General features: G+C 72.8%; 19 protein-coding genes and 2 pseudogenes. 12 read left to right on the top strand and 9 right to left on the bottom strand.

What is annotated here, in order from left to right; all coding sequences use genetic code 11:
- Complete coding sequence (locus tag Q3Y56_RS28480; protein ID WP_304464651.1) at positions 1 to 696, bottom strand: endonuclease V; 696 nt, start codon at positions 694 to 696, stop codon at positions 1 to 3.
- A gap of 53 nt (positions 697 to 749) precedes the next feature.
- Between Q3Y56_RS28480 and Q3Y56_RS28475 the strand changes: the two genes are divergently transcribed.
- The 3 genes from Q3Y56_RS28475 (at position 750) to Q3Y56_RS28465 (ending at position 3467) form a co-directional block, all read left to right on the top strand.
- Positions 750 to 1049: a YciI family protein gene (locus Q3Y56_RS28475; protein WP_304464650.1), complete on the top strand. Its 300-nt coding sequence runs from the start codon at positions 750 to 752 to the stop codon at positions 1047 to 1049.
- A gap of 163 nt (positions 1050 to 1212) precedes the next feature.
- Complete coding sequence (locus tag Q3Y56_RS28470; protein WP_369696821.1) at positions 1213 to 2331, top strand: IS630 family transposase; 1119 nt, start codon at positions 1213 to 1215, stop codon at positions 2329 to 2331.
- Between the two features lie 197 nt (positions 2332 to 2528).
- Positions 2529 to 3467 (top strand): NADP-dependent oxidoreductase, encoded by a 939-nt coding sequence (locus tag Q3Y56_RS28465; protein ID WP_369696870.1) that lies wholly within the window; start codon positions 2529 to 2531, stop codon positions 3465 to 3467.
- 30 nt (positions 3468 to 3497) lie between these two features.
- Here Q3Y56_RS28465 and Q3Y56_RS28460 read toward each other — a convergent pair.
- A pseudogene (locus tag Q3Y56_RS28460) lies at positions 3498 to 3584 on the bottom strand (transporter); the annotation flags it as partial.
- A 217-nt stretch (positions 3585 to 3801) separates the two neighbouring features.
- Here Q3Y56_RS28460 and Q3Y56_RS28455 point away from each other — a divergent pair.
- Positions 3802 to 4331: pseudogene (locus Q3Y56_RS28455) on the top strand (DinB family protein).
- A 244-nt stretch (positions 4332 to 4575) separates the two neighbouring features.
- On the opposite strand, the gene Q3Y56_RS28450 reads toward Q3Y56_RS28455, so the two are convergent.
- Positions 4576 to 5229, bottom strand: coding sequence for a class I SAM-dependent methyltransferase (locus tag Q3Y56_RS28450; protein ID WP_304464649.1), 654 nt, complete (start codon positions 5227 to 5229; stop codon positions 4576 to 4578).
- Between the two features lie 112 nt (positions 5230 to 5341).
- Positions 5342 to 6505: an oxidoreductase gene (locus Q3Y56_RS28445; RefSeq protein WP_304464648.1), complete on the bottom strand. Its 1164-nt coding sequence runs from the start codon at positions 6503 to 6505 to the stop codon at positions 5342 to 5344.
- A 156-nt stretch (positions 6506 to 6661) separates the two neighbouring features.
- Between Q3Y56_RS28445 and Q3Y56_RS28440 the strand changes: the two genes are divergently transcribed.
- Together Q3Y56_RS28440 and Q3Y56_RS28435 are read left to right on the top strand one after the other, a co-directional pair.
- Positions 6662 to 6967, top strand: a complete 306-nt coding sequence (locus Q3Y56_RS28440; protein WP_369696820.1) for a GNAT family N-acetyltransferase — start codon at positions 6662 to 6664, stop codon at positions 6965 to 6967.
- Between the two features lie 179 nt (positions 6968 to 7146).
- A complete protein-coding gene (locus tag Q3Y56_RS28435; protein WP_304464646.1) occupies positions 7147 to 7560 on the top strand; it encodes an SsgA family sporulation/cell division regulator in 414 nt (137 codons plus the stop codon).
- Positions 7561 to 7689: 129 nt separating this feature from the next.
- On the opposite strand, the gene Q3Y56_RS28430 is transcribed toward Q3Y56_RS28435, so the two are convergent.
- Complete coding sequence (locus tag Q3Y56_RS28430; RefSeq protein ID WP_304464645.1) at positions 7690 to 9537, bottom strand: protein-arginine deiminase domain-containing protein; 1848 nt, start codon at positions 9535 to 9537, stop codon at positions 7690 to 7692.
- A gap of 424 nt (positions 9538 to 9961) precedes the next feature.
- On the opposite strand from Q3Y56_RS28430, the gene Q3Y56_RS28425 reads away from it, so the two are divergent.
- Positions 9962 to 11431 (top strand): aldehyde dehydrogenase family protein, encoded by a 1470-nt coding sequence (locus Q3Y56_RS28425; protein ID WP_304464644.1) that lies wholly within the window; start codon positions 9962 to 9964, stop codon positions 11429 to 11431.
- A gap of 56 nt (positions 11432 to 11487) precedes the next feature.
- On the opposite strand, the gene Q3Y56_RS28420 is transcribed toward Q3Y56_RS28425, so the two are convergent.
- The 4 genes from Q3Y56_RS28420 to Q3Y56_RS28405 form a co-directional block, all read right to left on the bottom strand.
- Positions 11488 to 13389 carry a transglycosylase domain-containing protein gene (locus tag Q3Y56_RS28420; protein WP_304464643.1) on the bottom strand — a complete coding sequence of 634 codons (1902 nt, stop codon included), beginning with the start codon at positions 13387 to 13389 and terminating at the stop codon, positions 11488 to 11490.
- 69 nt (positions 13390 to 13458) lie between these two features.
- The gene (locus Q3Y56_RS28415; RefSeq protein ID WP_304464642.1) at positions 13459 to 14736 is read right to left on the bottom strand and encodes a HAMP domain-containing sensor histidine kinase; all 1278 of its coding nucleotides are present in this window, start codon (positions 14734 to 14736) and stop codon (positions 13459 to 13461) included.
- Positions 14737 to 14738: 2 nt separating this feature from the next.
- Positions 14739 to 15557 carry a two-component system response regulator CseB gene (gene cseB, locus Q3Y56_RS28410; RefSeq protein WP_304464641.1) on the bottom strand — a complete coding sequence of 273 codons (819 nt, stop codon included), beginning with the start codon at positions 15555 to 15557 and terminating at the stop codon, positions 14739 to 14741.
- A gap of 883 nt (positions 15558 to 16440) precedes the next feature.
- Entirely contained in the window at positions 16441 to 17778 is a 1338-nt protein-coding gene (locus Q3Y56_RS28405; protein ID WP_304464640.1) for an MFS transporter, read from the bottom strand.
- A gap of 172 nt (positions 17779 to 17950) precedes the next feature.
- On the opposite strand from Q3Y56_RS28405, the gene Q3Y56_RS28400 reads away from it, so the two are divergent.
- The 5 genes from Q3Y56_RS28400 to Q3Y56_RS28380 all read left to right on the top strand — a co-directional run bounded on the left by Q3Y56_RS28400 (position 17951) and on the right by Q3Y56_RS28380 (position 23543).
- Positions 17951 to 18748: a DeoR/GlpR family DNA-binding transcription regulator gene (locus tag Q3Y56_RS28400; RefSeq protein WP_304464639.1), complete on the top strand. Its 798-nt coding sequence runs from the start codon at positions 17951 to 17953 to the stop codon at positions 18746 to 18748.
- Positions 18749 to 18819: 71 nt separating this feature from the next.
- Positions 18820 to 19818, top strand: a complete 999-nt coding sequence (locus Q3Y56_RS28395) for a zinc-dependent alcohol dehydrogenase family protein (RefSeq protein ID WP_304464638.1) — start codon at positions 18820 to 18822, stop codon at positions 19816 to 19818.
- A gap of 4 nt (positions 19819 to 19822) precedes the next feature.
- Complete coding sequence (gene xylB, locus Q3Y56_RS28390; RefSeq protein WP_304464637.1) at positions 19823 to 21229, top strand: xylulokinase; 1407 nt, start codon at positions 19823 to 19825, stop codon at positions 21227 to 21229.
- Positions 21230 to 21285: 56 nt separating this feature from the next.
- Positions 21286 to 21942 (top strand): TetR/AcrR family transcriptional regulator, encoded by a 657-nt coding sequence (locus Q3Y56_RS28385; protein WP_304464636.1) that lies wholly within the window; start codon positions 21286 to 21288, stop codon positions 21940 to 21942.
- Positions 21942 to 23543, top strand: a complete 1602-nt coding sequence (locus Q3Y56_RS28380; protein ID WP_304465835.1) for an MFS transporter — start codon at positions 21942 to 21944, stop codon at positions 23541 to 23543. The genes Q3Y56_RS28385 and Q3Y56_RS28380 overlap by 1 nt, the downstream gene beginning before the upstream one ends.
- Positions 23544 to 23644: the final 101 nt, after the last annotated feature.

Genomic DNA, 23644 nt, shown 5'->3' with positions numbered 1-23644 from the left:
TCAACCCTGCTGTCGCGCCAGCGCCTCCCGGCAGAGCGCGTCCGCGCGTCGGGTCGTCTCCGGCAGCCGGTACGCGGGCGCCAGGTGGAGCGTCCACGCGCAGGCGGCCGGCAGGCTCACCCGGTGTCCGACGGAGACGAACACCGGCTTGACGCCGTCCCGGGTGCGCAGCGCCCGGCCGACCTCCTCGGTGCCGTCCAGCAGCGGCGACCAGTCGCCGCGCCGGGCGCCCGGGTCCGTGAAGCCGAAGGTGAAGGGGTTCTTCGCGACGCCGGCGGTGGGCAGGCCGGTGAGGACGCCCAGGTGGCTGGCGAGCCCGAAGCGGCGCGGGTGGGCCAGCCCGTAGCCGTCGCACACCACCAGGTCCGGGGTGCGGGTGAGCCGGTCCAGCGCGTCGAGGACGGTGGGGATCTCACGGAACGCCAGCAGCCCGGGTACGTACGGGAAGGAGACCCGGCCGACGGCCGTGGCCTCCTCCAGCACCTCCAGCGTGCGGCCGTCCAGCGCGACGGCGGCGGCCGCGACGGTGTCGCGCTCGTCGTCGTAGGCGACATCGACTCCGACGACGACGCCCGTGCCCGGGGCGGGCCCCTCCTCGCCGCGTTCCACGAGCGCCCGCAGCCGCAGTTGGACGGCGGTCGCCTCCGCTTCGGTGGTGGGCCAGTCGCGTAGCAGCTCGGTTCTGGTGGGACGCATGGTCATGATGGTGCTCACGGTACTCGAACACCCGCCCGGCGTAGGGTGCTGCCATGTTCGTACTTGAGCTGACCTACACCGCCCCGATGGAGCGCGTCGACGCTCTGCTCGAAGAGCACGTCGCCTGGCTGGACGAGCAGTACGCCGCGGGCGTCGTCCTCGCTTCCGGGCGCAAGCAGCCGCGTGACGGCGGGGTGATCCTCGCGGTGGCCGAGGACCGCGCCGCGATCGAGAGGATCGCGGCGTCGGACCCGTTCACGGTGGCGGGCGTCTGCGCGTACCGCATCACGGAGTTCATCGCGACCAAGACGGCGCCCGGGCTGGCCGACTACCGGGAGCAGCTGCCGGCGTAGCGTCCTCGGGCGGGCCTCGGACTCCGTTCGGGAGGTGCCCCAGGCCCGTCAGTGCGGCGGCGGCTAGTGCTCTGACCACATTGGTTCGCCGGGTTCGGGCACCCGCTGAGGCTGGGGCCGGTTGGATGGGGGGCTGACATCCCATCGAGCGTGTGGAGGCGTGGTGGCGGTACCGGTCAAAGTGCGCCGTCTGACTGATCAAGAGGGTCAGGAGCTGCAGCAGATCGTGCGGCGGGGCAGTACCAGCGCGGTGCGGTACCGGCGGGCGATGATGCTGGCGTCGGCCGGTGGGAACCGGGTGCCGGTCATCGGCCAGTTGGTGGCGGCTGACGAGGACACGGTGCGCGACGTGATCCACCGGTTCAACGAGATCGGGCTTGGCTGCCTGGGCCCTCGGTGGGCGGGAGGCCGTCCCCGCCTGCTGAGCACTGACGACGAGGACTTCGTCGTGGCGACGGCCGTCACCCGCCCGACCAAGCTCGGCCAGCTCTTCACCCGCTGGTCGATCCGCAAACTCGCCGCCTATCTGTGCAAGGTCCACGGCCGGACGATCCGGATCGGGCGTGAGGCTCTGCGCTGTCTGCTTGCCCGCCGCGGCGTCACCTTCCAGCGCACCAAGACGTGGAAGGAGTCCACCGACCCCCAGCGGGACGCCAAGCTCGACCGGATCGAGCACGTCCTGGACCATTTACCGGACCGGGTTTTCGCATTCGACGAGTTCGGGCCGCTGGGCATCCGTCCCACCGGCGGGTCCTGCTGGGCGAAGCCGGGCCGGCCCGACCGGGTCCCGGCGACCTACCACCGCACCCACGGCGTCACCTACTTTCACGGCTGCTACTCGGTCGGCGACGACACCGTGTGGGGCGTCAACCACCGCCGCAAGGGCGCGGTGAACTCCCTGACCGCGCTCAAGTCGATCCGCGCCGCCCGCCCGGACGGCGCCCCGATCTACGTGATCATGGACAACCTCTCCGCCCACAAAGGCACCAAGATCCGCGCCTGGGCGAAGAAGCACCGTGTCGAGCTGTGCTTCACCCCCACCAACGCCTCCTGGGCCAATCCGGTCGAAGCGCACTTCGGACCGCTGCGGCAGTTCACCCTCGCCAACTCCCACCACCCCAACCACACCGTCCAGACCCGTGAACTGCACCGCTACCTGCGCTGGCGCAACACCCACACCCGCCACCCCGAGGTCCTGGCCGCCCAACGACGTGAACGCGCCCGCATCCGCAGCGAGAAGGGCATCCGCTGGGGCGGACGCCCCCTCTCCGACGCGACATGACCCACCAACCTGGCGAACCGAGGCGGTCACAGAACTAGCGGCCGGCCGACCTCGCCCGGTTCTGCGGCGGTCTCCCGTCGCCCTGCGGGTCGTCGGCCCCGGCTGTCGTCCCACGGCCGCCACTCACGGCGGTCCTCGACGGTCGGGTACCTGCTTTCGTGGGGGGCCTGCTTTGCAATCGATGGCGTTCGTTGAGAATGGATCACATGCGAGTGATCAAGCAGCTTTCCTTTGGCGGTCCGGAAGTTCTCGAAGTTGCGGAGGCCGACCGGCCCAGCCCCGCGCCCGGTGAGGTTCTCGTGCGCGTGCATGCCACAGGCATCAACCCAGCGGACTGGAAAGTCCGCGCGGGGCATGTGCAGTGGTTCGGCGAGCCGCCCTTCGTCCTGGGACACGAGTTCAGCGGAGTGGTGGACGAGATCGGTGAAGGAGGGAGCGGCTTCCGGCCCGGTGACGAAGTGTTCGGATGGGTGACCCCGCCGCGCGGCAGCCACGCCGACTACGTGCTCGTACCCGAGACCTCCATAGCCGCCAAACCCACCACCCTCGATCACGTGCACGCGGCGGCACTGGGCATCGCGGGCCTGACCGCCTACCAGACCTTGGTGAACATCGCCCAGGTGCAGCCCGGTCAGCGCGTTCTGGTGCACGCGGCGGCGGGCGGCGTGGGACATTTCGCCGTCCAGATCGCCAAGGCGCGCGGGGCGTACGTGATCGGCACGGCCCGGACGGCCAAGCACGCCTTCCTGCGCGAGCTCGGCGCGGACGAACTCATCGACTACACGACGGCCGACTTCACGAGCCTGCGTGACGTGGACGTGGTGATCGACACGATCAGCAAGGAGTATGGGCCGAGGTCGCTGCGTACGCTCAAGCGCGGCGGCATCCTCATCGACGTTGTGGGCGTCGGGGTCGACCGGACGGCCGTGACGGAGCAGGCACAGGCGAACGGCGTGCGGTTCCTCGAGTACTACCTCGAACCGACCCCGGCCGACTTGGCCGGTTTCGCCGACCTGGTGGACCGCGCTGGGGTACGCCCGTCCGTAGAGGAGACGCTGCCTCTGACCGAGGCCGCCAAGGCCCACGAGCTGAGTGAGAGCGGCCGAGTGCGCGGCAAGATCGTGCTCGTGCCCTGACACCCGGGAACTTGTCATGGGTGGTCGCGGTCAGCGCCGGTTGTACGGAAGGCGGGCCAGCACGACGGCCATCCCGCAGGTGTCGGTGACCGCCGAGAGCACCTGACCCAACGCCACCCGGCAGCCTTCGGACCCTGACCGGCGGCGCCATCCCGCCTCCCCCCGCTGGTTGGAGGTGTCGTCACCTCCAACCAGCACAACGAGCAACCCGGCGAACGTTCCCGGTCACAGCACTAGTGGCCCGGCTCGCACCGTTGACCGGGCAGTCGACGGGCAGGACGCTTTGCTGTGAGCGCGTGGCGTGCCTGTGGGTCTCCGCTTAACATCACCTGCCATGACTGCTGAAGCCGAGCCCCCGGCGGAGCCCGATGTCACGCTCACCAGCCCGGCCGAGTTGTTGGCGGGCTATCTGGATTTCTACCGTGACGCCGTGCTGCGCAAGCTGGACGGCCTGACCGACGAGGAGCTGCGGGGCAGTCGGCTGCCATCCGGCTGGGCGCCACTGGAGCTGCTGAAGCATCTGGCCTATGTGGAGCTGCGCTGGCTGCAGTGGGGCTTCGCCGGCCAGCAGGTCGAACAGCCGTGGGGCGATATGGAAGCCCGTGGCGGCAGATGGTGTGTCGAGCCGGATGAGACCGTCGAGGATGTGACGGCGTTCTTCCGTGCCCAGTGCGAGCGGTCCCGCGCGATCGTCGCCGGCGCGCGACTGGAGGACCGGATGGCCACTCTGGGGGCCGGGTCCCGCCCGAGGAAGAGCGGCCAACGCTGATCTGGGTGCTGTTCCATTTGCTCCAGGAGTACGCGCGGCATGTCGGGCACCTCGACATCGTCCGGGAGCTTGCCGACGGCGTCACCGGCGAGTAGCCGGAGGGGGTGTCCCACCGGCTCTCGATGGGACAGGTCGTCAGTACTGACAAAGCTGCCCTGGAGTGAGCTGCCACTGGAACACCGCACCAATGAGCGCGCCGCCACCGCGTCGAGATCCGCCGACCGAAGGTGTGCGCCTACAACAGCCTCTTTGCCAGTGCCGTGACCGGAAACGATCAACGCCCGCCTCGTGATCGTCTGCGTTCTGGCACGAGCGGCCTCGCCGCAGGAACAAGCCCCGTCAGGGTGTTTCGGGCTTGCGGGCCAGGAGGCAGGCGCGCGGTCTCCTCACCCGTCCGCCGGGCTCCTGCTCCAGTCTCGCGGTGACAACGAGTCCGGCCTGGTCCAGCAGGCCGACTATGCGGTCCAGGGGCAGAAGGTACGACTCGTAGGACACCGGACGGCCATAGCCCTGGGTCGGATGCAGCCGTTCATCGCCGACATAGTCTCCCCAGAGCAGGTAGCCGCCGGGCGCGAGCGTGCGGTGGAACTCGGCGAACACCGCCGGCAGCCACTGCGGGGGCGTGTGGTGCGTGGAGTACCAGGCCAGGATGCCGCCGAGCTCGTCGTCCCCCATCTCCAGCGAGGTCATCGAGCCCTCGGTGAACCGCAGGTTCGGATAGGCGTGGCGGGCCAGCCCGATCATCTTCGGTGACAGATCGACGCCGAAGGCGGACACCCCCATCCCAGCCAGGTGCGCCGTCACGCGGCCGGGGCCGCATCCCAGGTCCGCGACCGGCCCCAGACCGGCCGTCCGCACGAGTTCGGCGAACCCCGCCAGCATCGCGCGTGACAGCGGGTCCATCTCGGCTGGAGGCGGGACGCGTTCGACGTAGTCGACGGCAACCGTGTCGTACGACTCACGCACGGCGGTCAGAAAGGAGGGCTCGGCCATGCGGGCGACCCTAGACCGGGGAACTGACAGGCACTGGCGCGACATTGTTGACCTGCGTGACACCACCGCTGCGGCCGCCCGGCCGTCACACCACTCCGGTGATCGTTTCCGGTCACGGCACTAGCTGGAACTCCAGGCGCGCCGCGCGCCCGCGTTCGCCCGCTGCCCAGCAGCCCAGGTCCGGCGCGCAGTCGACCGTGTCGTACGAGCCGTCGTCGAGCGTGTGCCAGCTGCGGCCGGCGTCGGTCGTGAGGTCGGTGCCGGTGGGGCCGACGGCGAGCGCGGCGGAGACGGTGTGCGGCAGCCAGGCCGCCCCCGACCGGTAGGCGGGCGGCGGCTGCCCGGCCGCCGTCCAGGTGGCGCCGCCGTCGCGGGAGACGGCGGCGGCCCGCGGCGAGGGCTGTCCGGCGCGGTAGTCGCCTCCGACCGCGAGGCCGTGCCGGGAGTCGCGGAAGGCGAGCGCGAAGACGCCGCGCGCCGGGTCGCCGGCCGGGACGGGCGTGTCCGTCGCCGACCAGGTGCGGCCCCGGTCGGCGGAGTGCAGCACCCGGGAGGTGGCCGCGCCGCCGGTGGCGAGCCACGCGTGCCGCCCGCCCGAGCTGACCAGGCACTGGCCGCTGGCGGCGAACGCCGCCTCGCCCGGCTGGGCGGCGGGCATCCCGTCCGAGGGCAGCACCCGCCAGCTGCGGCCGCCGTCCCCCGTGGACAGGATGCGGTACTTCCCGTCCACGGGGTCGCTGAGCGCGATGCCGTGCCGGGAGTCGAAGAACGTCATGCAGTCGTAGAAGGCGCGCGCGTCGGTGTTGCGGAAGCTCTCCGTCCAGGTGGCGCCGCCGTCTTCCGTACGGAGCACGCGGGACGCCTCGCCCTCGCCGATCGCCAGGACGACCGCCCGCCGGGCGCCGAACGCCTCGACGTCGCGGAACTCCAGCTCGCCCGCGCCCGGCGGGGAGACGTCCCGCCAGCTGCGGCCGCCGTCGGTGGTGCGCAGGACGGTGCCCTTGGAGCCCGCGAGCCAGGCCGTGTCCCGGCTGACGGCCGCCAGCCCGCGGAAGCGGGCGTCGGTTCCGGTGTCCTTGAGCCGCCATCCGGCGTGCGGCAGTTGCCCCGGTACGGTCTCGGCCCGGGCGGATCCCCCCTGCGCCGATCCGCCCTGCGCCGGTCCGGCATGCCCCGATCCGCCCTGCCCCGGTCCGGCATGCGCCGGTATGCCGATGGCTGCCGTCAACGCCGCCCCGAACAGCCCAGTGGACACCACTCGTATCAGCTTCCCCATGCCCCTCATGGCGCTGGAAGCTAGCCCATCGGCAGGCCCCCGTCCATGGGCCCGGCGGCGGCACCGCCCGGTGCCCCGCGCCGCATCGCGGAAGTCGAATCGCGGGAGCCCCGCCCCCTTCCTATCGTGGGCAGGGGGAGCGAGGAGACGTACCGCATGACAGTAGTCACGGTCAGCGACGCGCCCCAGGCGCAGCGCTTCGAGGCCCGCCTCGGCGGCGAACTCGCGGGTTTCGCCGAGTACATCCGCACGCCGCGGCTGATCGCGTTCGTCCACACGGAGGTGGACCCGGCCTACGAGGGCCAGGGCGTCGGCTCGGCGCTCACCCGCTCGGCGCTGGACGCGGCGCGGGCGGAGGGGCTGGAGGTGCTGGCCGCGTGCCCCTTCGTCTCGGGCTGGATGGCCCGCCATCCCGACTATCTGAGCCTTTCGTACAAGAACCGCAGCCGGGTCACCGATTGATGGTGTGGATTTCATCGCCGTGATGGTGTGGATTTCATAGACATAAGCCCCACATATCCACCGAATCGAAGGGGTCGTGACGTACGTCACGCCATCTTCGGATGCACTGCCGCCACCGTCTGGACGTCTATCCGGTCAAGAGGGTCAAGGATCCGCATCGATCGCTAGGGAGCCCGGCGATGTCCACCGTCATCGACCAAGCCGTCCAGGCACGCCTCATCGCGTCCACGCCGGAGGCCCGCGCCATCCCTGCGACTCTCCGCTACACGCGTACGGATCCGTTCGCCGTCCACGTGGGCTTCCCCCCGGCCGCCTCCCTGGACGGTTCGGAGGTGCAGTGGACGTTCGGCCGCGAGCTGCTCGCCGCCGGGCTGCGCGGCCCGGCGGGCAACGGCGACGTGCAGGTGTGGCCGTGCGACGGGGAGCGGACGATCCTGGAGTTCCACGCTCCCGAGGGCATCGCGCTGGTCCAGTTCCGCACCGCCGATCTGCGGCGCTTCCTGGAGCGCTCATACGAGGTGGTCACCGAGGGCGACGAGGGCGGGTACATGGCCCTGGACGACGATCTGGCCACGCTGCTGCGGGACGTCTGAGGAGACGTCTGAGGAGACGTCTGAGGAAGGGACGTCTGAGGAAGGGGCGCCCGGAGCAGGGGCCGTCGGAGTACGGCTACCGGCGGGCCGGGCGCACCCGGCCCGCCGGTAGCGCGTGACCGCCGGCCGCTAGCGCTTCCACCAGGGCGTCGAGATGTCCCGGAGGGTGTTCGTGCCGCAGTGCACCTCGCCCATGCCCAGGTGGTAGGTCGCGTAGTCGTCGATGTAGGACACCCGCATCCCCGCCGCGCGGTACACGGCGTCCACCGCCTCGGTGAAGATGTCCTTGCCGCCGATCACCGGCCCCCACTGCCTCGGCGCGAGGTAGCGGTCCTTGCCGAGGACCACGCCGTTGACCGCGCCCGGTATGTACGCGCTCGTCATCACCGTGTCCGCGGCGGGCGCCTTGAGGTCCCGCTGCTGGCCGTACTCCCGTACCGCGTCCGGCACCTCCACCGACGCGCCGAGCCGGGTCAGCCGCGGCGTTCCCGCGACGTCGCCCCGCTCCCCGGAACCGCGCGTGAACAGCGCGGGCACCCGGACCACCTCGGCGTCGGTGACGCCGGTCTCCCGCTTGAGGATCTCCAGGTTGGCGGCGATCCGCCGCGCGGCGAGCGCGTTGTCCGCACGGAGCTCGCGGGAGGCGAGCGCCTGGTCGATGGTCTCCTTCGGCGCGGGCGTGTCGCCGGTGCCCTTCACCGAGAACATCTTCGTCGCGCCGTGGCCCGCGGCCTTCGCGTCCTTGAGCAGTCGCATCCCCGCCTCCGGGTCGGCGACGGCGATCCGCCAGCCGCGCGGGGTGTCGGCGGGCAGGAACTGGACGAACTCGTCCACGTGGCCGACGTGCAGCCATGAGGTGTCGAGCAGCAGCGGGTCCTGCATGCCCTGCGACGCCAGCAGCGTGCGCATCGCCTTGGCCGGCTTGAAGCCGATGTCCTTCTGCTCGCCCATGATGATGCGCCCGGCGGGGTAGGACCGGCCGCCGTGCTCGTAGGCGGGGATGGTCTCCAGGTTGCCCATGGAGTCGAGGGTGGAGCTCTCGTCGCCGCGGCCGAGCGCGACCTGCACGCCGCCCACGTCGCGCCCGCGCAGCTTCTCGAACACCTGGCGGCCGGCCGTGCGGTCCGGCTGCGCGGAGCGGATCATCACCCGCATGCCCTGCGGCGTGCCGCCGGGGCCGGCCATGGTCACGTACCCCGGCTCCAGGAAGTCCTGCGCCCAGATGTCGTCGCCCTTGGTGAACTTCACCAGCGGCGTGGCGATGCCCGCCCGCTTGACCTCGGTCTCCAGCGTCTTGACGAACTTCCGCTGGGTGCGCTCGTACGGGTCGTTGCCGCGCAGCTCGGTGACCAGGACCTGCTGCGCCTGCTGGAGGTGGTGGTGGGTGAGCAGCGGGGCCGCGTGCAGGGTGACCCGGTCGGTGCTGGCCTCGGCGCCGCCGCCGGGGCTGACCTTGAGTTCGACGACCGCGGTGCCGTCCCACACCGCCCGGTCGCGTACGACGTCGGTGCCCTCGATGCCGAGTTCGACCCCGGCGCGCAGCTCGGCGGCGGACAGCCGGGTGGTCGGCGTGACCGCGGTCCAGCCGGTGGCGCGTTTGACGAAGAGTCGGGTGTGCTTCGCGCCGGTGCCGGTGACCTTGACCGTGCCGGTGGCGCCGCCGCGCAGGTCGGGCATCGGTACGGTGCGCAGCCGGGCCAGGTCGGCGGCGTCCGCCGCGCCGTTGACCTTGGTGTCGGCGGCGTCGTTGCACTTGGCGAGCTGGGCGTCGGGGAGCGGCTTGCCGTTCGGGCCGGTCGACTTGCACCGCTTGGTGTCGTCGTCGATGTTGGGGAGGAAGACCGCGCCCCGCCGGGTGGTCCACCGGTCCTCGCCCGCGGTGTCCGTGTCGCCGGCGACGTCCACCGCGCCGTCGCGGTTGACGTCCGCGCGGAGGTCGGCCCGGGCGGGCGGGTCGGCCGCGAAGGCGGGGGCCACGGGAACCAGCGCCGCGCCCGCCAGCGCGATGGCCAGAGCGGTCCGTCCCGGAAGGCGCCCCGGAAGACGTCCCGGCAAACGTCCCGGAAGGCGCCCCGGAAGTGTCACACGCACCATGCGTTCTTCTCGTTTCGTGAGAGAGGTGTTCTGAGGTGTGCGTGGAGGAAGAGGCCCGACGGGGCACGGGCGTTGTGCGGCGGCGGCGAAAACGGCCGGCGGGCGTACATCCACCCCGGGGCGGCGGGGCGGCGGGCCACCCCAGGGTGTGGCGCGGGAGTACGGAATCTCCTCCGCGCGGCGCTTGACAGCGCCTCCCGGTCGGTGAAGTGGGCGGCCGGGGCGGAGTACCACGCCATGCGGCGGTGACCGGTGACACATAGGCTCGGCGTGGACCAGCCGTCTCTCCCCCAGCCGGAGGCACCCCATGCCGGAGCTGTTCATCGGAGGTCAGTGGAGCGCAGCCGCCGACGGACAGTCGCGTGAGATCCGCTGCCCGGCGGACGGCAAGCTGGTCGCCACCGTCGACGAGGGCGGGCCCAAGGACGCGCTGGCCGGCGTGCTCGCGGCCCGGGACGCCTTCGACCGGGGTCCGTGGCCCCGCACCCCGGCCGCCGAGCGCGGCCGGTTGCTGCTGCGGGTGGCGGACCTGCTCGTCCGGGACAAGGCGGCCATCGCCCGCGCCGAGTCCATGGACACCGGGAAGCGGTACGTCGAGAGCGGCTACGACGTGGACGACGTCGTCGGCTGCTTCCGCTACTTCGGCGCGCTGTCCGCCGCGGGCGGCACCGACCGGGTGGTGAACACCGGCAGCCCGGAGATCGACAGCCGGGTGGTGCACGAACCGGTCGGCGTCTGCGCGCTGATCACCCCGTGGAACTACCCGCTGCTGCAGACCGCGTGGAAGGTCGCGCCCGCGCTCGCGGCGGGCAACGCCATCGTCCTCAAGCCGAGCGAGCTGACGCCGCACACCGCCATCCACCTGATGCGGCTGCTGGCCGAGGCCGGGCTGCCGGACGGGGCCGCCAACCTGGTGCTGGGCGCCGGGCCCGTCGTCGGCGAGGCGCTCACCACGGACGAGCGGGTCGACCTGGTGTCCTTCACCGGCGGGCTCACCACCGGGCGGCACATCATGGCCGCCGTCGCCCCGACCGTGAAGAAGCTCGCCCTGGAGCTGGGCGGCAAGAACCCGAACATCGTCTTCGCCGACGCCGACTTCGACACGGCCGTCGACTACGCGCTGACGGCGGCGTTCCTGAACTCGGGTCAGGTGTGTTCCGCGGGTGCCCGGCTGCTGGTGGAGAACAAGCTGCACGACGCGTTCGTCGACGAGGTGGTGCACCGGGCCCGCCGGATCCGGCTCGGCGGCCCGTTCGACGAACAGGCCCGCACCGGGCCGCTGATCTCCGAGGCGCACCGCGCGAAGGTGGAGACGTATGTCGCGGCCGGGCTGGACGAGGGCGGGGTGCTGCGCTGCGGCGGCACCCCGCCCGCCGACCCGGAGCTGCGGGACGGCTTCTACTACCTGCCGACCGTGCTGGACGACTGCACCCCGGGGATGTCGGTGGTGCGGGACGAGTCGTTCGGCCCGGTGCTGACCGTCGAGCGGTTCCGCGGCGAGGCGGAGGCGGTCGCGCTGGCCAACGACACCGTGTACGGACTGGCGGGCGCGGTGTGGACCCGGGACATGGAGCGGGCCCACCGGGTGGCGGGCCAGCTCCGGGCCGGGACGGTGTGGATCAACGACTTCCATCCGTACGTCCCGCAGGCCGAGTGGGGCGGGAGGAAGCAGTCCGGGATCGGGCGGGAGCTGGGGCCCGCCGGGCTTGCCGAGTACCAGGAGGCCAAGCACATCTGGCACAACACCGCGCCGCGCCCTCAGCGGTGGTTCGAGTGACCGGCGATTCTCGAGTGACCGGCGATTGAGGACCGGGGCCCGGGGCGGAGCCCCAGTTACGGGAAAGGGCGGGGTTGGGGAAAGAACTCGAAGCCGGCCGGTTCCGCATCGCGCAGGGCCTCCCCCATGTACGCCGACCAGATCCGCTCGACCCGGCCGCCGCCCGCCCCCTTCAGCCGCACCTGCTTCCGGCTCTTCGCGTCCTCGCCGAACTGCCCCACCACCGTGACGAGTTGGGGCGTATAGCCGACGAACCACGCCGCGTTCCGGTCATCGGACCTGCCGGACTTCGCCGCGACCGCCTGCGGGACGGTTCCGAGCCACACCGGCTCCTTGGTGCCTTGGCCGCGCGGGTCGGCGAGGAACGCCGTGACCTTGTCGGCCGTCTCCCGCTGCACGGCTTGGCCGCCGATCGCGTCCGGCAGGTTCACCGCCGTCTCGCCGCGTCGCGCGGAGGCCACGATCGTCGGGGTGACCTTGCGGCCCTGGTGGTCGAGCGTGGCGTAGGCCCCGGCCAGGTCCAGCGGGCTGGTCCCCATCAGGCCGAGGGTCGTCGCCTCGGGGACCGTGAAGCCGCTGGCGTCCGGGTCCATGCCGAGGGCCTCGGCGGTCTTCCTGATCTCGGCGGGGCCGACGGCGGTGTCCGCGCCGTGCTCCAGCCGTCCGGCGAGCGCGATCGGTTCGAAGGCGGTGCCCGCCTGGTAGTCGGAGCGGGTCGCGTTGCTGATGTAGTGCCGGGTGTAGTCCCGGCCGCCGTAGAGGGCGAGGACCCGGCCGGTGCGGGGGTCCACCGAGACGGCTCCGGTCTGCGTGTCGGCCTCCGCCGTACGGGACGTCCCACCGCCCTCGTCCGTACGGGACGACCCACCGCCGCCGTCCGTACGGGACGTCTCCTCGCCGTCGTCGCGCGACTGCCGCGCCACCGCGCGCTCCAGCGACCGCTGCTTGTCCCGGTCGACGGAGAGGGTGATCGTCCAGCCGCCGGCCGCGAGTTCCTGTTCGCCGACCCCGGCGGCGATGAGCTCCTGCCGGGCGGCCTCGACCAGATAGCCCGCCTGGCCGCCGAGCCCGGGGGCGGGCTTCGGGGCGACCGGCTCGGGGAAGCGCATGCCCCGCCGCCGGTCGGGGTCCAACCAGCCCATGTCGACCATGTTGTCCAGGACGTAGTTCCAGCGCTGGGTGACCAGCCGTTTGGCGGTGGGGCCCGCGACGGCCCAGTCGTACTGGCTGGGGGCCTGCACGAGCGCCGCGAGGTACGCGCCCTCCTCGACGGTCAGCTCCTCGACGTTCTTGTCGTAGTACGCGCGGGCCGCGGCCTGGATGCCGTAGGCGACGCGCCCGAAGTAGCTGGTGTTCAGATAGCCCGCGAGGATCTCGTCCTTGGAGCTGCGCTGGTCGACCTTGAGCGCGATGACCAGCTCCTTCACCTTGCGGGTGACGGTCTGCTCCTGGCTGAGGTAGTAGTTCTTGACGTACTGCTGGGTGATGGTGGACCCGCCCTGGGTGCCGCCGCCGGTCACGGTGCTGACCAGGCCGCGGGCGATCCCCATCGGGTCGACCCCCGCGTCCTGGTAGAAGGACTTGTTCTCGGCCGCGACGAAGGCGCGCTGCACGGACTTCGGCACCCGGCTGATGGGCACGCGCTCGCGGTTGATCTCACCGGTGCGGGCCGCGACCGTGCCGTCGCTGTACAGATAGACGTTGGCCTCCGCCTTGGCCAGCGCGTTGGCCTCGGGGATGTCGATGCAGTAGTAGAGGACGGCGAAGGCGCCCAGCAGCAGGGCCCACAGGGACAGGGCGTAGGCGAGGAGCTTCCGCCAGGTGAAGAAGCGGCGGATGCCGGTCCGCCGCACCCTCTTCTTCTTCCCGGCCGTTTCCTCCTCACCGGCCGTCCCCTCCTCGCCGGTCGTGTCCACCTCGCCGGTCGTGTCCTGCTGGGGCCTGGTCCGCGTGCGCATGGCGCCATACTCGGCGGCCAGGATCTTGGGAAGGCCAAGGCTGCCCGTCGGTTCGGGCTCGGCGGTGTATCAGTCGTGTATCGGCCCCTGATCAGGGTCCGGGTCCGGTCCGGGGCCGTCCGGGAGCCGGAGCACGGCCACCGCCCCGCCATCGGGCGCATTGCCGAACTCCAGCGCGGCGCCCAGCACTTGGGCCTGGCCCAGCGCGATCGTCAGCCCCAGCCCGTGGCCCCGGCCGCGCTCGCGGGCCCCGGTGCGGAAGCGCTGCGGGCCCTCCTTGAGCAGTGCGTCGGGGTAGCCGCGCCCGTGGTCCCGTACGGTCACCGTGCGGCCGTCCGCGGCCACCGCCACCTCGACCGGAGGGCTGCCGTGCCGGTGCGCGTTGACGATGAGGTTGGCCACGATGCGCTCCAGCCGCCGGGGGTCGGTCCAGACCCGCGCGGCCTCGCCGCCGTCCCCGGCTCCCTTCTCCGGGCGCACCTCCACGGGCAGCGCGGTCCGTGCCACGGCCTCCTCGACCAGGGGCGCGACGGGGCACGGCGCCAGGTCGGCCCGTTCCACCCCGGCGTCCAGCCGGGAGATCTCCAGCAGGTCCTCGACCAGGGTGCTGAGCACCCGTATCCGGTCGCGTACGTAGCCGGCCGCCTCGTCGTCCGGCGGCAGCAGTTCGGCGGCGGTGACCAGCCCCATCAGCGGGGTGCGCAACTCGTGGGCCACGTCGGCGGTGAACCGCTGCTCGCTGCGGAGCCGCTCCTGGAGGGCGGCGGCCATGGAGTCCACGGCCCCGGAGATCTCGGCGATCTCGTCGTGCGGGCGGCCGGCGGCGGAGATCCGGGCGTCCAGGTCCCCGGCCGCGATCCGGCGCGCGGTCCCGGCGGCGATCCGCAGCCGCCGGCCCATGCGCTCGGCGGTCACCACCCCCAGCGGTAGGACGACGGCGGTGGTGACCAGGCCGGCCAGCAGGATGTTGGCGTCGAGGGCGCTGAGGTCCCGGATGGTCTGGCCCATGTCGACCCGCACCGACAGCACCCGGTCGCCGGCGGGCCGCGCCGCCCACATCGCCGGGCCGCCGGGCCCGGAGGCGAACTCGGTGCCCCGATGGCCCTTGGCCACCAGGCCGCGCAGGCCCGCCGGGAGACCGGGCGCGTCCAGGGCGGCGCCGGAGCCCTGGACCGCGCCGGTGCGGGCGTAGGTGACGGCCGCGCGGTCGAGCGTGGTGCGGGCGGCGTCGCGCGCCTGGGACAGTTCGCGGTCGCGGGAGGCGTGGTGGACCAGGACGCCGACGGCCGCGGCGACGGCGCAGGTCGCCGCGGCCACGAGGGCGGCGATCCGCCATCTCAGTGCCATCGTCAGCGCCTGAGTTTGTAGCCGAAGCCGCGGACCGTCTCGATCCGTTCGGCGCCGATCTTGGCGCGCAGGCGCTGTACGTGCAGGTCGACCACGCGGGTGTCACCGTGCCAGGCGTGGTCCCATACGCGGCTGAGCAGGGTGCGGCGTTCGAGGACGACGCCGGGCGAGGCGGCGAACTCCAGCAGCAGCCGCAGCTCGGTCGGGGTCAGGGCCAGCGGCTCGCCCGCGCGGCGCACCTCCATGCCTTTGGGGTCGATCGTCAGGTCGCCGAAGGTGAGGAGCCCGTCGTCGTCGGCCCCGGCCGCGCCGCCGCCCTCCCCCGCCCGCTCCACGGGGGCGAAGGAGGCGCGGCGCAGCAGGGAGCGGATCCGGGCGACGAGCACGGCGCTCTCGCACGGCTTGACCACGTAGTCGTCGGCGCCCGCTTCGAGTCCGGACACGACGTCGAGGGCGTCGCCGCGGGCGGACAGCATCAGGATCGGCGCCAGGCTCATCTCCCGTACCCGGCGGCACAGGCCGATCCCGTCCAACTCGGGCAGCATGACGTCCAGCAGGAGCAGGTCGGGCCGGCGCTCGCGGAAGAGTTCCAGGCCGGTGAGGCCGTCGCCCGCGGTGGAGACGGTGAATCCGTACCGCTGGAGGACCATCCGGACCGTGTTGCGGATCACCTCGTCGTCCTCGACGAGCAGCAGGTGCGCCTCGGTCGCGGCCCCGGCGGACCCGGCGACCCCGGCGGACCCAGCGGACCCGACGGCGCCAGTGGCTTCCGCGACGTGGGCGGCTCCCGCGGCTCCGGGCGGGGTGAAGGCGGTGGTCATGGTGTCGTCCTCGCGTCTGCGCCGGTGTCCGCGCCCGGCGTTTCCCGGGCGTCCGGAGGTGTGCCGGTCGGCCCTCCGATGGAGGGACGGGGGCGAGGATCCGCCCGTTCCACTTCAGGTGGGTGGTGACCTGCCCCTCCTCGCCGCGGGAGGAGATGACGAGGTCGCGGCCGAGGGTCTCGCCGGTGAGCCCGAGCGTCCCGTAGTGGATCAGCACGGGACGCACCGTGTCGCCGGAGGTGCGGTAGACCTCGAGCACGGTCAGCCGGAACGCCGGCGCGTCGATGGCCACCACCAGCTCGTCCTGGCCGTCGCCGGTCAGGTCGCGGTAGACGGGATCGCGCAGGGTGCAGTCCGCGAAGCAGTCGCCCCGGGCGGCGCCGCGCACCCACTCCGGCACGTTGTAGTCGTGCTCCAGCAGCGTCCGTACGGACAGCTTGCGCAACCCTCCGGCGGGCACGGTGACGCCTTTGACCGGCGGATACGGCTCGACGGCGGTGCTGGGCTCGGGCTTGGCGGGCGATACCGGGGGCGTGTAGCCGGGCCAGAGCGGCGACGCGCTGGTCGGGGCCGTGAGCGGGGGCGCCGCGCCGCCGTCCCGCGCCCCGGTGTCGGCCGCGCAGCCGACCAGGCCCGCCGCCGCCAGGACAAGCCCGGCCAGCGTGGCGGGGAAGGCTGCCGCACGGGCGGGCTCGGAACGGTGGGGACGCATGGCCCCGCCAGCCTAACGGCGCGCCGCGGCGGCACCCGCCCGCCCCCGGGCCTCCCGCCACCACCGCTCGGGCGCCGCCACCGCTCGGGCGCCGCCACCGCTCGGGCGCCGCCACCGCCCCGCGGGCAGCACCACCGCCGCTCGGCCAGCCCTGTCGGCCCTCGGCCGGCCCTACCGGCGCTCGGGCAGCAGCAGCGCCAGCACCGTGCTGGCAAGGTGCAGCCCCGCGTAGATCCACATCACGCCCTGGACCCCCAGCGGCCCGATGAACAGGGTCCCGATCAGCGGCCCCAGTGCGACGCTCGCCCCCGCTCCGAGGCTGTACGCGGACATCACCTGGCCCTTGCGCTCGGGGGCCTGGGCCGTCAGCAGCGGCGGCAGCGGTACGTAGCCCGCCATCCCGGCGCCGAGGGCGCCGGCCGCGACCGCCGCGACGAGGAAGTTGTGGCCCGCCGCGACCGGCAGGTAGTACAGGGCCAGGCAGCCGATCGCGGAGAGCACGCCGCCGAGCCAGGCCACGGTCCGGCGCCAGCTCCAGCGGTCGCCGAGGGCGCCGAAGACCACCACGAACGCCAGGTTGGTGCCCATCATCACGGTCAGCAGGTGCAGCCACTCCGACAGCTCGAACCCGATCCGGTCGGTGAAGAACAGCGGCATGAAGACCCAGACGCCGAACTGCGAGGTGGTGTTGATGAGCCGGACCACCGCGCCGATGGCGACCTTGGGCTTCTCGGTGAGGATGGTGAAGCTCCCGGCGAGGGTGCTGCGTACGTCGCGCTGCCCTGGCGGGAGCAGTCCCTGGAAGCCGGTCCGGTCGCGCAGCAGGGTCAGGGCGACGGCGCTGCCGGCGAGGACCAGGCCGAGGGCGAGCCACAGGGTGCGGTAGGCGCCGATGGCCGGGATGAGCGAGGCGGCGAGCAGCGAGCCGAGGGTGGGGAGCCCGAGGGTGAAGGAGAACCAGAACCAGCCGAGCGCGGTGCCCGCCTGCCGCCTGGGCACGGACGCCATGATCCAGACCATGAAGCCGTAGGCGAACAGGGGGTAGCCGAGCCCTCGGATGCCGTAGCTCGCCAGGATCAGCGGATAGCTCTTGGCGGGGACGGCGACCGCCAGCAGCAGGATGTGGAAGACCACCCAGAAGACCGCTCCGGCGGCCATCACCCGGCGCGGCCCCCACGCGTCGGACAGCGCGCCGGCGAGGAACGCGCCGACCGCCGCGGCGACGCCGTAGACGGTGAAGACCACGCCGACGCCGCTCTCGGAGAAGCCCAGGTCGACGAGGTACGGCGAGAGATAGCCGGCCTCGATCCCGTCTCCGATCATGAACAGGACGAGACCGAGATACCCCCAGGCCAGCGTGGCGGGGATGCCGATCCGGTCGAGCAGCCCCCGAGGGAGCGAACTCCTCGCGGACGGCGGCCCGTCGTCGGGTCCGGGGAGCGGGGCCGGGGCATGAGCCGGGGGCGGAGTCGGAGTCGGGGGCGGAGTCGGAGTGAGGCTTTCGGCCACGGGGACACCTCCGTGCTGGTACGGCGCCTGGTGAGCGCCGCGTCGATGTGGCCCGATGAAAACTGGAGGAAACAATTCCTGTCAATGGATTGCCAAAACTTCTCAGAAAGTGTGTGATGTTTGACGAGCCCGGAACGCCGGGCGACAGGCAGTCGAGGAGGGAGCAGGCCCCATGAGGCCAAGTCGCGGCACCGAGGAAGAGGTCGAGCAGCGCCGGCGCCGGCTGCTCCAGCACGTCATCACCGAGGGCGCCGTCCGCATCGACGCCCTGGCCGAGAGCCTTGAGGTCAGCACCATGACCGTCCACCGCGACCTGGCGAACCTGGAGTCCCGTCAGCTGCTGCACAAGCGCCGCGGCATGGCCGTCGCCCTGCCGAACGTCACCCTGGAGACCGCCACCCGCTTCCGCGAATACCTCGACATCGAGGTGAAGGAGGCGTTCGCCGAGGTGCTGGCCCGGGAGGTCGAGCCGGGTCAGACCGTCCTCATGGACTGCGGCAGCACGCTCTTCCCGCTCGCCCGGAAGCTCACGCGGATCGCGGATCTGACCGTGGTCACCAACTCCCTCCGGGTGGCGGGGCTGGTCGGCGGCGCCGACGCCGCCCCCGGCACGCGGGTGGTACTGCTGGGCGGCACCTTCCGCAACGACTTCGAGGCGTGCGCCGGCACGGACACGCTGCGCCAGCTCTCCCGGATCCGCGCCAACGTGATGTTCTCCTCCGCCACGGCCCTCCAGGGCGGCCGGCTGTACCACCCGGACCAGGAGTGGGCCGACCTCAAGGAGGCCATGCAGGGCGCGGCGGAGCGCCGCGTGCTCCCCGTGGACCACACCAAGTTCGGCCGTACGGCCACCTACGGCTACGGCGACGCCACCGGCTACGACCTGATCGTGACGGACGCGGCCGCACCCGAGGCGGAGGTCACGGCCATCGAGGCGCTCGGCGTCCCCGTCGAGCTCGTCACCGTCTGAGCCGGGCGAGCCGGTCCCGTACCCACCGCACCGCTCCGGACCCCCGCACCACCCGAAAGGCAGTCAACTTCATGCGCGCTGTAGTGATCGAGACCCCCGGCACGTATTCCGTGGAGACGGTGGCGGACCCCAGCCCGGGGCCCGGCGAGGTCGTCGTGGCGGTCGCCGCCGTGGGCATCTGCGGCACCGACGTCCACATCGTCGACGGGGAGTTCGCCCCCACCCCGTACCCGATCATCCCCGGACACGAGTTCACGGGTGAGGTCGTCGCGCTCGGGTCCGGGGTGACGGGGGTCCGCACCGGGGACCGGGTCGCCGTCGACCCGTCCCTCTTCTGCGGCGCCTGCCACTTCTGCGCCGTCGGCCGCGGCAACCTGTGCGAGCGGTGGGGCGCCATCGGCGACACGGTGGACGGCGCCATGGCCGAGTACGTCACGGTCCCCGCCGCCAACTGCCACCGGCTGCCCGAGAGCGTGGACCTGGTGCAGGGGACACTGATCGAACCGCTCTCCTGCGCGGTGCACGGCTTCGACGTACTCCCCCGCGACCTCGGCTCGCACTACCTGATCTACGGCGCGGGCACCATGGGCCTGATGATGCTCCAGCTGGCCGTCGGGGCCGGGGCCGCCTCCGTCTCGATGGTCGACCTCAACACCGACCGGCTGGAGGTGGCGCGGGGGCTCGGCGCGGACGCGGTGGCCACCGGCGCCGACGCGTTCGACCGGCCGCAGGGCTGGGAGGTCGTCATCGACTGCACCGGGGCCGTCCCGGCCATCGAGGACGGGCTGTCCCGGGTCCGGCGCGGGGGGACGTTCCAGCAGTTCGGCGTCGCCCCGTCCGAGGCGAAGGCGGCGTTCTCACCGTTCCGTATCTACAACGACGAGATCACCGTGGTCGGCTCCATGGCCGTGGTGCACAGCTTCGGACGGGCCGTCGAGCTCATGGGCAAGGGCGTCGTGGACGCCGCCACCATGATCACGCACAGCTTCGCGCTGGAGGAGTTCGGGGACGCGCTCCAGGCCTTCCGCGCCGGCCACGGCCGCAAAATCCAGATCCGCCCGGGAGCCTGAGGCCGTGCCCACCGTCGCGGGGGTGGACAGCTCCACCCAGTCCTGCAAGATCGTCGTCTGCGACGCCCGGACGGGCGAGGTGCTGGCGCGGGGCCGCGCGGCCCATCCCGAGGGCACCGAAGTGCACCCCGAGGCCTGGTGGCAGGCCCTGCTCACGGCCGGCAAGGGCCTGTTGGAGCACGTGGACGCGATCGCCGTCGCCGGGCAGCAGCACGGCCTGGTGGCGCTCGGCCTGGACGGGGAGCCGGTCCGCGAAGCGCTGCTGTGGAACGACACCCGCTCCGCGCGGGCCGCCGCGGATCTCGTCGAGGAGTTCGGCGGGGCCCGACGGTGGGCGAAGGCGGTCGGCACCGTACCGGTCGCCGCCATCACCGCCGCCAAGCTGCGCTGGATGGCCGACCACGAGCCCGGACTCGCCAACCGTACGGAGGCGGTGCTGCTGCCGCACGACTGGCTCACCTGGCGGCTGCGCGGTGGCGCCGCGGCCTGGGCGGAGCCGACCACCGACCGCGGCGAGGCGTCCGGCACCGGCTACTGGTCCCCGGCCGAGGGGCGCTACCGCGAGGACCTGCTCCACCTCGCCTTCCGCGGCCGCGCCCCCGGGCTGCCCCGGGTGCTGGAGCCGTCCGAGGCGGCGGGGCGGACACCGGACGGCGTGCTCGTGGCCGCGGGCACCGGCGACAACATGGGGGCCGCGCTGGGCCTCGGCATCGGCCCCGGCGACGTCGTCGTCTCGCTCGGCACCAGCGGCACGGCCTTCGCGTGCTCGCCGCACCCCACCGCCGACGCCTCCGGCTCGGTCGCGGGCTTCGCCGACGCCACCGGGCGGTTCCTGCCCCTGGTCTGCACCCTCAACGCGGCGCGGGTGCTCAGCTCCACGGCCCGGATGCTGGGGACCGACCTGGCGGAGGTCGGCGCGCTCGCGGCCAAGGCCGCACCCGGCACGGAAGGGCTCGTCCTGCTGCCGTACCTCGGCGGCGAGCGCACCCCCAACCTCCCGGACGCCTCCGGGAGCCTGCTGGGCATGCGCAAGGCCAACATGTACCCGCACAACCTGGCGCGCGCCGCGGTCGAGGGCATGTTGTGCGGCATGGCCGACGCCCTGGACAAGCTGCGCGCGGAGGGCGTCGCGGTGGACCGGGTGCTGCTCATCGGCGGTGCCGCCAAGGCACCGGTGGTGGGCGAGGTCGCCGCCGAGATCTTCGGCGCGGCGGTCACCGTCCCCCATCCGGACGAGTACGTGGCGCTGGGCGCCGCCCGTCAGGCCGCCTGGGCCCTGAGCGGGGCCCCGCACCCGCCGCGGTGGTCGCCCTCCGGCGCGGTGGAGGTCCCTGCACCCGCGGACGGCGGGGCGGCGGGGCGGCGGGTGCGGGAGGCGTACGAGGGGGCGTGGCGGTCGATGTACGCCTGACCATCGAGGAAAGGATCTTGATAGACACTGTCTACTGACCATGGTAGACAGTGTCCATGAACGAGCGCGACACGGGGCTTCGAGCCCGTTTGGTGGAGGTCGGCGTCGACCTGGTGACCAGCGAGGGGGCGCAGGCCCTCTCGCTGCGGGAGATCGCCCGCAGGGCCGGGGTCTCGCACGGGGCGCCCCGCCGCTACTTCCCCACGCACGTCGATCTGCTGTCCGCCATCGCGCGTCAGGGTTTCGCCGAGCTGAGCGCGAAGGCCGACGAGGCGGTGAGCGGCCGTCAGGCGGACCCGCGCGCCCGGCTCATGGCGCTGGGGCGGGCCTATCTCGACTTCGCGCTGGGCAACCGCGGCATGTACGAGCTGATGTTCCGCCACGATCTGCTGGAGAGCGGCCGCCTGGGCCTGCGCGAGACCAGCCTGCCGCTGTTCGGCCTCCTGGTCGACCTCGTCGCCCAGGTACGGACGGAGCCCGGCATGGAGCCGCGGGTCGCGGCGGGCGCGCTGTGGGCGAACCTGCACGGCGTCGCCCAGTTGTGGGGCTGGGGCAGCCTCCAACTCGCGACGGGAGCCGACGACGTCGAACCGCTGCTGTGCGCCGCGCTGGACGCGCACCTCGGACCGGCGACGCCCGGCTCGACGACGCCCGGACCGGGATCGCCCGGACCGGGGTCGCCCGGGTCGACGACACCCGGGCCGACAGCCTGATGGGGCGTCACCAACACCTCACGCTCGCCGGCAGCATCACCGGTGCGGTGATCGTCGCGCTCGACGGGACCGTCCTGACCGTCGCGCAGCCCACCATGCAGCGGGATCTGAACGCCTCGTTCACCCAGGTCCAGTGGACCAGCACCGGATATCTGATCGCCGTGGCGAGCCTGCTCGTCTTCTCCGGCCGCCTCGGCGACCGGTACGGCCATCAGCGGATCTTCGCCATCGGAATGCTGGGATTCGCCGCCGCGTCGGCGGCGATCGGCCTGGCGCCCGGCGTCGGCTGGGTCATCGGGCTGCGCGTCGCCCAGGGCGTCTTCGGCGCGCTGCTGCAACCGGCCACGCTCGGGATGCTGCGCGCCGCGTACCCGCGTGACCAACTCGGCAGGCCGATCGCGCTGCGTACGAGTGCCATCGGCGCGGCGGCCGCGGCCGGCCCGGTCGTCGGCGGCGCGCTGGCCGCGCACTGGGGCTGGCGAGCGGTGTTCTTCCTCGGCGTCGTACCGGCGTTGGCCGCGGGCGCGCTGGCTCTCGTCGTACGCGTACCGGAACCGGACGACCGGGAACCGAGGTGCCCGGAACGCAAGGGCCCGGAACGGAAGGGCCAGGAACCGGAGCCGGGTCCTGGGCCGGAGCCAGGTCAGGAACCGGAACGGCGGCCAGGCCGGGCACCCCACCCGGGCCACGGACCCAAGCCGGACCACGTGCGGCTCGACCTGCCCGGCGCCTGCCTTCTCGCGGCGGCCCTGGCCTGCCTGGTGCACACACTGGTCGGCATACCGGAATCGGGGTGGACGGCGGCGACCGGGCTGGGCCTTGCCGCCGTGACCGCCGCCGGCGGCGCCTTCGTCCGGCACGAGCGGCGTACGGCGAGTCCGCTGGTGCCGCCGAGCGTGTTCCGGTCGGCGGCCGTGGCCCCCGCGCTCGGCGTGCTGGTGGCCGCGTCGGCGGCGCTCTTCGGGGCCTTGTTCCTCGGCACGTACTTCCTCCAGGACGTCCTCGCGCTGGACCCGCTCCAGTGCGGCCTGAGAGTGCTGCCCCTGGCCGTGATGATGGTGCTGAGCGCGCCGGTCTCCGCTGTCCTGATGCGCCGTCAGGGTGCCCGCCGGACGGCTGTGGCGGGGATGGCCCTCCTGGCCCTGGGCATCCTGCTGCTGTCCCGTCTCGACCAGGGGTCGACCGCCGTCGCGATCGGCGGTTGCTTCCTCGTCCTGGGCGCGGGTTTCGGCACGGTGATGGTCACCGCGACGGCGGTCGTCGTGCGCCACGCGCCGCTGGACGCCGCCGGCGTGGCCGGCGGACTCCAGCAGACCGCGATGAACATCGGCCCTGCGCTGGGGGTGGCCGCGGCCACGATGCTGATGACCCTCTCCACGCCGGCCCCCGCCACCACCCGCGCGTCCGGCGCGGGACCGCGCTGGACCGGCGATGCCTTCACCTCCGCGATGGGTCCCACACTGGTGGCCCTCGCGGCGGTGGCCGCGGCCGGCACGCTGCTGGCCGCCGGACTCCCCAGCCACCGGACAGAAAAGGCGGGACAGAAAAAGCGGGACGGAATGAGTGGAAGAACCCCGGTGAGAGCGAAAGGACCACGATGAGAAAGGTCATCTTGTTCAGATCACGGCGCTGAAGAGACCCGCCCCTTCGGCAACGGGGTCGTCCTGCTCCGTTACCAGCGCGTCGCGGCCTCCTCGCCAGT

The sequence above is a fragment of the Streptomyces sp. XD-27 genome (assembly GCF_030553055.1).
Lineage (GTDB): Bacteria > Actinomycetota > Actinomycetes > Streptomycetales > Streptomycetaceae > Streptomyces.
Note: the sequence above shows the minus strand (reverse complement) of the source record. Positions and strands in the feature narration are given on the sequence as shown.

Excerpts from the sequence above, each read along its gene's own strand:
- cseB (WP_304464641.1), bottom strand. The coding sequence starts at position 15,557 with ATGACCACCGCCTTCACCCCGCCCGGAGCCGCGGGAGCCGCCCACGTC.
- Q3Y56_RS28450 (WP_304464649.1), bottom strand. The coding sequence starts at position 5,229 with ATGGCCGAGCCCTCCTTTCTGACCGCCGTGCGTGAGTCGTACGACACG.
- Q3Y56_RS28420 (WP_304464643.1), bottom strand. The coding sequence starts at position 13,389 with ATGCGCACGCGGACCAGGCCCCAGCAGGACACGACCGGCGAGGTGGAC.
- Q3Y56_RS28400 (WP_304464639.1), top strand. The coding sequence starts at position 17,951 with ATGAGGCCAAGTCGCGGCACCGAGGAAGAGGTCGAGCAGCGCCGGCGC.
- Q3Y56_RS28395 (WP_304464638.1), top strand. The coding sequence starts at position 18,820 with ATGCGCGCTGTAGTGATCGAGACCCCCGGCACGTATTCCGTGGAGACG.
- Q3Y56_RS28440 (WP_369696820.1), top strand. The coding sequence starts at position 6,662 with ATGACAGTAGTCACGGTCAGCGACGCGCCCCAGGCGCAGCGCTTCGAG.
- Q3Y56_RS28475 (WP_304464650.1), top strand. The coding sequence starts at position 750 with ATGTTCGTACTTGAGCTGACCTACACCGCCCCGATGGAGCGCGTCGAC.
- Q3Y56_RS28415 (WP_304464642.1), bottom strand. The coding sequence starts at position 14,736 with ATGGCACTGAGATGGCGGATCGCCGCCCTCGTGGCCGCGGCGACCTGC.
- Q3Y56_RS28435 (WP_304464646.1), top strand. The coding sequence starts at position 7,147 with ATGTCCACCGTCATCGACCAAGCCGTCCAGGCACGCCTCATCGCGTCC.
- Q3Y56_RS28385 (WP_304464636.1), top strand. The coding sequence starts at position 21,286 with ATGAACGAGCGCGACACGGGGCTTCGAGCCCGTTTGGTGGAGGTCGGC.
- Q3Y56_RS28465 (WP_369696870.1), top strand. The coding sequence starts at position 2,529 with ATGGATCACATGCGAGTGATCAAGCAGCTTTCCTTTGGCGGTCCGGAA.
- Q3Y56_RS28445 (WP_304464648.1), bottom strand. The coding sequence starts at position 6,505 with ATGGGGAAGCTGATACGAGTGGTGTCCACTGGGCTGTTCGGGGCGGCG.
- Q3Y56_RS28380 (WP_304465835.1), top strand. The coding sequence starts at position 21,942 with ATGGGGCGTCACCAACACCTCACGCTCGCCGGCAGCATCACCGGTGCG.
- Q3Y56_RS28480 (WP_304464651.1), bottom strand. The coding sequence starts at position 696 with ATGCGTCCCACCAGAACCGAGCTGCTACGCGACTGGCCCACCACCGAA.
- Q3Y56_RS28425 (WP_304464644.1), top strand. The coding sequence starts at position 9,962 with ATGCCGGAGCTGTTCATCGGAGGTCAGTGGAGCGCAGCCGCCGACGGA.